This window comes from Salinicola rhizosphaerae, from assembly GCF_014652715.1.
GTDB lineage: Bacteria > Pseudomonadota > Gammaproteobacteria > Pseudomonadales > Halomonadaceae > Salinicola > Salinicola rhizosphaerae.
In genome coordinates, this window is sequence record NZ_BMZI01000003.1 from 58,815 (window position 1) to 68,193 (window position 9,379).

At 63.9% G+C, this 9,379-nt stretch carries 9 protein-coding genes; 3 read left to right on the forward strand and 6 right to left on the reverse strand.

Going from position 1 to position 9,379, the window contains the following annotated elements; genetic code table 11:
* Window positions 1–60: 60 nt before the first annotated feature.
* Window positions 61–675, forward strand: coding sequence for a TetR family transcriptional regulator (locus tag IE125_RS06505; RefSeq protein WP_189443859.1), 615 nt, complete (start codon window positions 61–63; stop codon window positions 673–675).
* Between the two features lie 34 nt (window positions 676–709).
* On the opposite strand, the gene IE125_RS06510 is transcribed toward IE125_RS06505, so the two are convergent.
* From IE125_RS06510 to IE125_RS06520, 3 genes are read right to left on the reverse strand one after another with little or no spacing between them, the layout of a single operon-like run.
* Window positions 710–1,549, reverse strand: coding sequence for a fructosamine kinase family protein (locus IE125_RS06510; RefSeq protein ID WP_189443860.1), 840 nt, complete (start codon window positions 1,547–1,549; stop codon window positions 710–712).
* Window positions 1,512–3,398, reverse strand: a complete 1,887-nt coding sequence (locus tag IE125_RS06515; RefSeq protein WP_189443861.1) for a monovalent cation:proton antiporter-2 (CPA2) family protein — start codon at window positions 3,396–3,398, stop codon at window positions 1,512–1,514. The genes IE125_RS06510 and IE125_RS06515 overlap by 38 nt, the downstream gene beginning before the upstream one ends.
* Window positions 3,399–4,544 (reverse strand): GNAT family N-acetyltransferase, encoded by a 1,146-nt coding sequence (locus tag IE125_RS06520; RefSeq protein ID WP_189443862.1) that lies wholly within the window; start codon window positions 4,542–4,544, stop codon window positions 3,399–3,401.
* Window positions 4,545–4,779: 235 nt separating this feature from the next.
* Between IE125_RS06520 and IE125_RS06525 the strand changes: the two genes are divergently transcribed.
* Window positions 4,780–5,073, forward strand: a complete 294-nt coding sequence (locus IE125_RS06525) for a DUF4190 domain-containing protein (RefSeq protein WP_229808963.1) — start codon at window positions 4,780–4,782, stop codon at window positions 5,071–5,073.
* Between the two features lie 50 nt (window positions 5,074–5,123).
* A complete protein-coding gene (pncB, locus tag IE125_RS06530; protein WP_189443863.1) occupies window positions 5,124–6,296 on the forward strand; it encodes a nicotinate phosphoribosyltransferase in 1,173 nt (390 codons plus the stop codon).
* 90 nt (window positions 6,297–6,386) lie between these two features.
* On the opposite strand, the gene IE125_RS06535 is transcribed toward pncB, so the two are convergent.
* The 3 genes from IE125_RS06535 to IE125_RS06545 form a co-directional block, all read right to left on the reverse strand.
* Complete coding sequence (locus IE125_RS06535; RefSeq protein WP_229808964.1) at window positions 6,387–7,193, reverse strand: dienelactone hydrolase family protein; 807 nt, start codon at window positions 7,191–7,193, stop codon at window positions 6,387–6,389.
* Between the two features lie 42 nt (window positions 7,194–7,235).
* On the reverse strand, window positions 7,236–8,564 hold the full coding sequence (locus IE125_RS06540; protein ID WP_189443865.1) for a GGDEF domain-containing protein: 1,329 nt from the start codon (window positions 8,562–8,564) through the stop codon (window positions 7,236–7,238).
* A gap of 147 nt (window positions 8,565–8,711) precedes the next feature.
* Window positions 8,712–9,047 carry a hypothetical protein gene (locus IE125_RS06545; protein ID WP_189443866.1) on the reverse strand — a complete coding sequence of 112 codons (336 nt, stop codon included), beginning with the start codon at window positions 9,045–9,047 and terminating at the stop codon, window positions 8,712–8,714.
* Window positions 9,048–9,379 lie beyond the last annotated feature (332 nt).

The window sequence follows — 9,379 nt, forward strand, 5'->3', positions numbered from 1 at the left end:
CACGGGGAAGACATACGCCACGCCAACCAACTGACAACTTACGGGTTCGACGACACCATCATGCCCAAACGCACCAAGGCCGAAGCCGAGGCCACCCGCGAAGCACTGCTCGATGCCGCCGAGGTGATCTTTCTGGAGCGCGGTGTCTCGCGCACGTCACTCGAGCAGATCGCACGCCAGGCGGGCATGACGCGCGGCGCCGTCTACTGGCATTTCAAGAACAAGGCGGATCTATTTCACGCCATGCTCGAGCGGGTGAAGACTCCCCTGCGCCAGCTCCTCGATGATGTCGAAGATCCCAACTGCCCCTACGTGCCTCTGGAGAGTCTGAGAAGGGCCACGCTGCACGCCATCGAACGACTCCAGCGCCCGCGTTCCCGGCGCGTTCACACCATATTGTTCCATCGCTGCGAGGTCGCCAGCGACGTCGACATTCAGGCCCTGCACGAGAAGCTCGCCAGCGAATGCTATGACACCATGGTCGAACGCTTCGAGCAGGCCCGCGAGCGAGGCACGCTGGCCGAGAGCATCTCTCCGGAGATCGCCACGCGCATGCTGATGTCGATGTTCGCGGGGCTCATGTACGACTGGCTACGTGACCCGGAAAGCTACGATATCGGCGACGTCGGCCCCCGCATGATCGACACCTTCTTTGCGCGCATCGTCAGACAGTGAGACACCGGGCGCGAGGCGGCCTGCCCACGGTACGTCATCCCGCTTCGACGACCGCCACCGCGCGCTCGACGCCGGCAAGGTAGCTCCTGCCGAAGAGATAGAGATGATTGAGCAGCGGATAGAGCTGAAACAGCGCCTCTCGCCGCGGCCAGTCGTCGGGGCTACGGCCATCCCAGTAAGCGTCGAAGAAGGCATCGCCCGGATTGCCGAAGAGCGTCAGCATCGCGACATCGACTTCCGGATAGTGCCGGTAGACCGCGGGATCGATGATTGCCGGCCCGCTCGGCGTGAACAGCACGTTGCCTGACCAGAGATCGCCGTGAACCAGACTCGATGGGGTATCCGGCAGCCAGCCCTCCAGGCCATGCGCCACGCGTTCGAGGCGCTCTGCAAGCCGGGTTTCCAGCAGCCCGCTGTCCCGGCAGAGCGTCGTCAACGGCATCACTCTGCGTTCGCGCTGAAAGGCGCGGCCGTCCGCCAGCGGCGTGTTGGGCTGCGGCGTCAACCCGCAGGCATTGTCGCGCGGCCAGCCATGTTCCGCGCTCGCGTCACGGGTATCGCGATGCAGCTGGCGCAAGCCTTCGCCCAGCGCAGCGGCGTCGCGTGGGCCGCCGCTCGCCAGCGCTGTCATGATCAGCAGATCGCCCTCTTCGGCCAGCACGTCAGGCACGACCAGGTGATGGCAGGCATCTTTCAACGCGCGCAGGCCATCGGCCTCACCGGCGATACGTTGCGGGTCGTCGACCTTGACGACGTAGGCCGGGCTCCCCTCGAGGCGCCATAGTCCCGCACCGCTGTCACCGCCAGAGAGCGCAACGAGCTCTCCGTCACCGAACTCAAGCGCTGCGAGTCGTCGTTTCAGTGTCTGCGTCATGGATCGTCTCCCGCTGCACCGAGACGTCGCCCGGCTCGGCGTCCTGTGTATCGTCCCCGCTGCTCTCGGCGCGGCGGCTCTCCTTGCCACGCCCGCGATTGAGCTCCTGCTGAAATAGCGACTTCAGTTCCGCCATCGCCGCCTTTTCGGTGGCCATCAACCGTTCGGTATCGTTGCGATGCGTGTAGGTGTCCTTCAGCAGCTGATTGTCGAAATCACGGAAGGTGCGTACTGCATTGATCGCATTGGCACTGGGATAGCCGAGCCCCTTCAGCACCTCGACGCTCATCTCCATGCTCGAGGCGAAGGTCTCGCGCACCACGCTGTCGACGCCGATCTCCATCAGCTGCCACGCGTGGTGGCGATTGCGCGCCCTGGCGTAGACCGTCAGCTCGGGAAAGTGGGATTTGGCCAGGCGCGCGATCGTGAGCGCGGTGTGCTCGCCGTCGACCGCGATGACCAGAATGCGCGCCTTGTCGATGCCGGCCGCGCGCAGCAGATCGAGCCGCGTCGCGTCGGCATAGAAGATCCGCGAGCCGAAGCGGCGGATGAACTCGACCTGCGCGATGTTCGGATCGAGCGCCGTAAAGCTAACGCCCTGCATCTTGAGCATGCGCGCGACCATCTGACCGAATCGTCCCAGGCCGGCGATGATCACCGGCGGCGTCTCGTCGCCGAAGTCGGTCTCGAACGGCCGGGTCTCCTTGAGACGATTGCCGACCTTCTCGCCGAGCTGGTAGAGGAACGGCGTCGCCGCCATGCTCAGCGTGACCGCCGCGATGCACAGGCTGGCGATACGCTGATCGAGAACCCCGGCGGTGACGGCCGCGGTGAGCAGCACGAAATCGAACTCCCCACCCTGCGAGATGATCGTCGCCAACCGCGGAATTTCGGTGCGCGGCAGCCTGGTCAACCAGCCGATGAGCGCCAGCACCAGCGTCTTGGCGAACGTCATCAACACGGCCAGCCCGACTACCAGCAGCAGATTGTCGAGCACCAGAGCCAGATCGACCGACATCCCGACCGCGATGAAAAACAACCCGAGCAGCAGCCCCTTGAACGGCTCGATATTGGCCTCGAGCTCATGCCGGTAGGCAGTATCCGCCAGCATGACGCCACCCAAAAAGGCACCCAGCGCCATCGACAGGCCGGCCCACTGCATGATCAGTGCCATTGCAAGAACGAGAAACAGCGCGGCTGCGGTAAATATCTCGTGAACGTCACTACGCGCAATCAATGCCAGTACGCGCGGGAACACCAGCCGCCCGAAGGCGATGGCCGCAATGACGACGCCAATGCTGCGCGCGATGACCCAGCCGTCGTCCGGTGCCGCATCGGCACGACCGGCTAGGAACGGCAGCAGCGCCAGCAGCGGAATGACCGCGAGATCCTGAAACAGCAGCATCGCGAACGCGCTCTGTCCGTGCGGGGTCGCGAGCTGGCGCCGCTCGTTGAGTACCTGCAGGGCGAACGCAGTCGACGACAGCGCGAGCGTCAGCCCGAGAAAGATGGCGATGCTCGGCGGCAGGCCCAGCAACAGGCCGACCGGCGTCAGCAGCGCCGCGCAGCCGGCCAGCTGCAGGCTGCCGAGTCCGACCAGACGCTTGCGCATCGACCACAGCCGCCTGGGTTCGAGCTCGAGTCCGATGATGAACAGCAGCATGACGACGCCGAACTCCGAGAAGTGCAGCACCGACTCGGGCTCGGCGATGAATCCGCTGACCGACGGTCCGGCGAGCAGACCGATGCAGAGATAGCCCAGGATCGATCCCAGGCCGAAGCGCTGAAACAGCGGTACCGCGATGATCGCCGCGCCAAGCAGCACCGCAGCCTCGTTGAGAAAGTCCATTTACCGTTCATCCGACTGCTTGAAGGGAAGACGCTGGCGACACCGTTCGAAATAGGCGCCCACGTAGGCACGCTCTTCCCGGCAGAAGTCATCGACCGCGTCACGAAATCCGCCATGATCGAGATAGTGAAGCGAACGACTGATGATGGGCGAGAAGCCCCGCGTCAGCTTGTGCTCGCCCTGCGTGCCGGGGTCGAAGCGCACGAGACCGCGCGCCAGGCAGTGTTCGATGCCCTGATAGTAACAGGTCTCGAAGTGGAGAAAGTCGGCTTCCACTTCACTGCCCCAGTAGCGACCGTAGAGCGCATCACGCCCCTCCAGACAGAGCGCCGCCGCCACCGCACGACCGTCGACGCTGGCACGTATCAGCAGCATCGACTCCGCCATGGTGTCACGCAGCCGAGTGAAAAAATCGAGCGTCAGATAAGGGTGCTGCCCCCGTTCCAGGTAGGTCATGCAGTAGCACCGATAGAACTGCTCGAGGGCCGAATCGTCGATCTGGCCGCCGCTCAGGCGCTCGAACGCGAATCCCTGTTCGGCAAGCTTGCGACGCTCGCGACGTATCTCCTTGCGCTTGCGCGAACTCATCCGGCCGAGAAAGCCGTCGAAATCGCCGAAGTCGTCATCGCACCACGCAAACTGCACCGCCTGACGCTCCATCAGCGGCGCATCGAAGGCGCTGAGCCAATCATCGACCTCATCACTCTGCGCAAACAGCAAGTGCCAGCTCTGCAGGCCAGTATCGCGAATCGCAGGCGCCAACGCGGCGATGATGCGCCGACGGTCGACTCCATCGGCCACGGCCAGGCGCGCCCCCATTGCCGGCGTGAACGGAATCGCCGAGAGCGATTTGGGGTAATAGTCGCCCCCGGCTCGCTCCCAGGCGTCGGCCCAAGACCAGTCGAAGACGTACTCGCCGCGGGAGTGGTACTTGGCGTAGCGCGGCAGCACGGCAACCAGTCGCTCGCCCTCGAAAACCGCCAGGTGATCCGGCTCCCAGCCGGTGTCGACGCTGGCGCAGCCGCAGCCCTCCAGCGCCGCCAGAAACTCGTGCCGCAGAAACGGGTAGCGGTCGCCGATCACCGCGTTCCAGGCAACCGCCGACACATTCGCCAGGCTGCCGAGCTGCTCGACCCTTAGTGTCATTCCACTCCTCCGTTATCCGCCCTTCTCGACCTCACCGGCTTTCTGGTTCCGAACACAACCCCGTCCATCGCGCTGTCGACTGCCGAGCCGGCGTATACACCAAGCTCGCAGCGACTGGTTACCGCGCCCCAAAGCCGGCGCTAGCTCGCAGCTCACGTCCATGGTGAAAACGTCGAGCCGTGCCGGCAAGCGTGCGATACTGTCGCCAGCATGCCACCGAGAGACGTTCAGAACGATGACGACCCGCTCGCCCGTGCCGCCCGACACGCCTGCCGGCCCCACCAACATCATGGCACTGATCGCCTTCGCTTTGAGCGTGCTCGGCACGCTGGTGCCACCAGCGGCACTGGGAGGCGTTGTCTGCGGCCATCTGGCCCGACGCCAGATTCGCCGCGAGCGAACCGCAGGCGACACCTGGGCACTGGCAGGCCTGATCCTCGGTTATCTGCTGATCCTGCTGTCCCTGGCCGGTTTTTTGCTGTTTGGCGGATTTATCGCGACACTCTTTGGCATCATGGCACTGCAATAGAATGGCGGGCGCCAACGCCGCCGCTTCCGCTCCGTAGACGACGAGTTTCCATGCTGACTTCGCTCCTCGATAACGACTTCTACAAGATCACGATGCAAAACGCCGTGATCAAGCGCTTTCCCTACGCCCAGGCTCGTTACGCCTTCATCAATCGCGGCGATCACGCCTTCCCCGAAGGCTTCGGCGAGGCGCTGAGACGCGAAGTGGATGCCATGGCGGCGCTGACCTTGAGCGAGGCCGAGAAGCGCTATCTCGAGCAGACCTGCCCGTACCTCGACCCGACCTATCTCGATTTCCTGGCCGGTTTTCGCTACGACCCCGCCGAGGTGGTCATCGAGCAGGAGGGCGAGTCGCTTTCGGTGATCATCGAAGGGCTCTGGTATCGCACCATCCTTTGGGAAGTGCCGCTGATGGCACTGATCAGCGAGCTCTGGTACCGGCTGCGCGGCGTCACCGGGGATGGGGACGAACAAGTCGAGAAGCGCACCCGCGACAAGATCGAACAGTATCGCCGGCTGGGGTTGAAGATCGCGGAGTTCGGCACACGTCGGCGATTCTCCTTCGACGTTCATGATCGCGTCGTCGGCGCCCTGCGCCATCACGGCGGCGAAGCTTTCAGCGGCAGCAGCAATGTCCTTCTGGCCATGAAGCACGGCGTCAAGCCGATCGGCACGCACGCCCATGAATGGTTCATGTTCCACGGCGCGCGTTTCGGCTTCAAGATGGCCAACAGCCTGGCCCTGGAGCACTGGGTCGACGTCTATCGTGGCGACCTGGGTATTGCGCTGACCGATACCTTCACGTCGAAAGCCTTCTTCGAGAGCTTCGACAAGAAGTTCGCCAAGCTGTTCGACGGGGTCCGCCACGATAGCGCCGACCCGATCGACTTCGCCGCCGCGACGATCGCCCACTACGAACGCCTGGGCATCGACCCGCGCAGCAAGACGATCATCTTCTCCGATGCGCTGACTCCGGAGCGGGTCGAGCGTATTCAGGCGTTCTGCCACGACCGGATCGGCATGGCTTTCGGTATCGGCACCAATTTCACCAACGACGTCGGCGTCACACCGATGAACATGGTGATCAAGATGGTCGAAGCGCGCCCGGAGGGGCAGCACTGGCTACCGGTGGTGAAACTCTCCGACGTCCCCGACAAGCACACCGGCGATCCGGAAATGATCTCGCTGGCCAAGCGAGTTCTGGCGCTGAGCGGATCGGCCTGAGCGCGAGTCGCAATACTCAACGCGTTGCTCTCATACGACAAGCGCCAGCGATAATAGTCGCTGGCGCTTGTCGTAGCTCGTAGCTCGTAGCTACTGATTCAACGCCTTGTCGAGCGTCAGCAGTGCATCCTGCCAGGAGGCGGCATCGGCCGCGGCGTCGTAGCCGAGCGGGAGGTCATACTGCTGCGCGAGGGCATCGGCGCCGGGGTTGGTGAACGCATGCTTGGCTCCCGGATACTGAACTACCTTGACCTTGGCGCCATCTTTCTCCAGCGCCGCGACCATGCTGTCCAGCGCCTGCGGCTCGACCAGCGGATCGTCCTGACCGTTGTAGATACGCACGATGCCATCGAACGGCTGCGGCTTGGCGACCGCCTGGGTGGGGCTACCGTGGAAGCTGAGCACGGCGTTCAGCGGCATGCCGGCCAGCGCCATGTTCATCACCACGCTGCCGCCGAAGCAGTAACCGATGGCAGCCATGCGATCTTCGCGAACCGCCGGGTGCTTGCGCAGCGCCGCCATGGCCGCTTCCAGTCGCGCTCTGGCCGACGGCCAGTCCTGCAGCACCTGACTGGAGAACTCCTTGGCTTCGCTGGGATGATCGGCGACCTTGCCATTGCCGTACATATCGACGGCTAGCGCGACGAACCCGAGTGCAGCCAGCTGGTCGGCGCGGCGCTTGACGTAATCGTTGAGCCCCCACCACTCATGCACGAGCAGCACGCCCGGTCGCGGCTCGTCGTCGCTGGCGTTGTAGGCGAGATAACCCTGGTAGGTCTGACCACCGGTCGAATACTCGAATGTCTCGCCCTGTACATGCGGTCCTTCGACCTCCTCGGCAGCCAGTGCCGGCAGGCAGATCAGGCCAAACAGTACAGCCAGCAGTAAACGTCCCATTTTCATTCTCCTTCTTGACTCATTCGGTGCGTGACGGGGCCGTCATGGTGCCTGATGGACGCGATCCCGGCCGTGCCGCTTCGCTTCCCGCACCCCCTCGCCGGCCCTGGCGAGAAACCCTTCGGCGGTCTCCTCCACGCGCCGCTCGGCAACGCCCAGACTAACCGAGAAGGTCAGCCAGTGACCATGAAACTCCACCCGCGTCGCCGCGAAACGTTCTCGCAGGCGTTCGGCGACCCTGGCAGTCTCCTGCAGCGACTTGCCGCTGAGCAGAATCGCGAAGGTGTCATCCTCGAGCCGACCGAAGCTGAACCGCTCACGAAGCGTGGCACGACAGAGCTCACCAATACAGGTCAAGACCAGATCACCGCCATCACGTCCCCAGGAGCGGTTGATGTCGTCGAGGCAATCGACGTCGAAAACGATCATCGACAGCCGGGCGCTGGACTCACCGAACGCGAGCGCGTGACGCAAAAGCCCCATGAACGCACTCTGATTGAGCGCCGACGTCAATTCGTCCGTCGCGGTGTAGGCATCCCAGTTGAGCGACTGGTGGCGGCGCTCGGTGATATTGCGCGCCACGGCGACCCAGCCTGGCATCGCTGCCAGCGAGGTGATGTCGGCATACGGAGAGAAGTGGATCTCGAACCAGCGATAGCTGCCATCTCGATGCTCCAGGCGGACCTCGAGAAGCACCGGGCGAGCCTCTCCCGCCTGCTCCAGCAGGGTGCGTTGAACTCGCGCACCATCTTCCGGCGCCATCAGGGAGAATAGCGATCGTGCTCGTAGCTGATCCGGCTGCATGCCGAGCGTATCCACGGCATTGCCGAGCACCCCGAGGCAGTCGAGCTCTTCGTCGAGTGCAATAATCAGATCCCCGCAGTGGCGCAGCATCGCCTGACAGGTCTGCTCCGGCGCCGCCTCTTCTTGCGGCATCACGCCGAGGACGCCCGTCAGCGTCAAGACGCCCCCCTGCTCGTCGCGAGTCAGCGTGATCTGATCCTCGATCCGGCAAGGAACGTCGCCGTCACGTTCGAGGGTATAGACCAGGCGCAGCCGCGATTCCCCCTCGGTCTCGGCACGCTGCAGTGTGTCCAGCGCCTGCTGACGGTCGGCGGTCGCCATCTGCCTCAGCCAGAGCGCGGGCTGATCTCGGTAGTCGTCAGCAGGACGTTGACCCAGCTCGACGATGGACTCCGAGAGGAAATGCAGATCGCCGAGCCACCAGTTCGGGCCGGTCACATAGACGGTCCCGGGGACACTCTCGAGCCAACGCTGCGCCGGCGCATCCAGGAGGCGCTGGCCGCTCTCGGCTGTCGAGTCATCGACAGATGCCTGGCCGTCCTCGGGGGGAGGGTCCCGTCGTTGCATGCACTCCATCCAGCTTCGTCCAGTGTCTCGATACCCATGTCATCTCGCCTGCGCACGTCATCGTGGCGTGTGCAGGCGGGCGACGCAGAGAGCGCGTCGCGACACTAGCCGTGCCGGCGCAGCGGCGGGTGATAGGTTGAAACGGTGTCAGCGCGAGCCGACGCGGCGCCGGGGAATCACTCGGCCGGTCTCCGGTTCCTTTCTCGTTTCCGTTTCCGTGGACACTCGCGGTGTCCCCGCCTGCCGAGAACCTTCCCGAGAGGCGACTTGAGCGTAGCGCTTGCGGCACGCCTCGGCCAGCTGACGAAGCTCGTCAACCGTCACCTCGATGCGCTGGATGCCTGCCTGCCCGCCCCAGATCACGAAAATGACCGGTATGCTCCGAGACTGATCGACACCCACGATCCGGCCGCTACGTGCCTCTCCGGACTCGCGGATCGTCTCGCCGATCAGTCGATGGGCGTTGATGATCGTCTCCTGCATGGCGCCGCCGACCTCGGATGAAATGGATGAAGTGCCTGCCGGCACCTTGGATTATCGACACAATGGGCCTCACCTTAGAGCGTCTACCGTCCAAGTCCAAGCCTTCCCGAGCGCTTTACCCATCTTATGGCAGATTATCGACGCGTGATCGAACGACTTGAGCTCGATTTTGACACTACTTTAGGACTATCCACTTCTGGTACTGGCCGAAGCGCTCGGGTCGGCCACCGCAAAGTTCCCGTCGGGCGATCATACCCCGAGCCAGTCGCAGCGCGTCAGAGAGGTATCTGGAGCGAGAGCTCCGGGGAGAGTGTTTGACAAGCGCATCCGGG

Bases quoted from the DNA above. Each gene is read 5' to 3' on its own strand.
- IE125_RS06505 (WP_189443859.1), top strand. From the start codon at position 61: ATGCCCAAACGCACCAAGGCCGAAGCCGAGGCCACCCGCGAAGCACTG.
- IE125_RS06510 (WP_189443860.1), bottom strand. From the start codon at position 1,549: ATGACGCAGACACTGAAACGACGACTCGCAGCGCTTGAGTTCGGTGAC.
- IE125_RS06515 (WP_189443861.1), bottom strand. From the start codon at position 3,398: ATGGACTTTCTCAACGAGGCTGCGGTGCTGCTTGGCGCGGCGATCATC.
- IE125_RS06520 (WP_189443862.1), bottom strand. From the start codon at position 4,544: ATGACACTAAGGGTCGAGCAGCTCGGCAGCCTGGCGAATGTGTCGGCG.
- IE125_RS06525 (WP_229808963.1), top strand. From the start codon at position 4,780: ATGACGACCCGCTCGCCCGTGCCGCCCGACACGCCTGCCGGCCCCACC.
- pncB (WP_189443863.1), top strand. From the start codon at position 5,124: ATGCTGACTTCGCTCCTCGATAACGACTTCTACAAGATCACGATGCAA.
- IE125_RS06535 (WP_229808964.1), bottom strand. From the start codon at position 7,193: ATGGGACGTTTACTGCTGGCTGTACTGTTTGGCCTGATCTGCCTGCCG.
- IE125_RS06540 (WP_189443865.1), bottom strand. From the start codon at position 8,564: ATGCAACGACGGGACCCTCCCCCCGAGGACGGCCAGGCATCTGTCGAT.
- IE125_RS06545 (WP_189443866.1), bottom strand. From the start codon at position 9,047: ATGCAGGAGACGATCATCAACGCCCATCGACTGATCGGCGAGACGATC.